Consider the following 209-nt stretch of genomic DNA (forward strand, 5'->3'; position numbering starts at 1 on the left):
GCTGGAATAGGAGAAATCATATTAACTACCCTGTTAGTGAATATGAGGCATATGCTTATGAGTGCATCTTTAGCATCAAGGCTGACAAAAGATATGAAGAAATGGAGTCCTCTTATTGCATTTGGTATAACTGATGAAACATTCTCGGTGAGTTCTTTTAAAAAGGGAACACTGACTAAAGAGTATATGTTGTCGCTGGAATTAATTGC

The 209-nt window shown here is 36.4% G+C and carries 1 protein-coding gene; it reads left to right on the forward strand.

The genetic code is table 11. The features are described 5' to 3' along the window. Positions 1-18: 18 nt before the first annotated feature. A partial coding sequence (locus AACQ14_RS24815) for an AzlC family ABC transporter permease (protein WP_353514035.1) occupies positions 19-209 on the forward strand: 191 nt, incomplete at its 3' end.

This window comes from Vallitalea maricola (assembly GCF_036985595.1).
In the GTDB taxonomy this organism is placed as follows: domain Bacteria; phylum Bacillota; class Clostridia; order Lachnospirales; family Vallitaleaceae; genus Vallitalea; species Vallitalea maricola.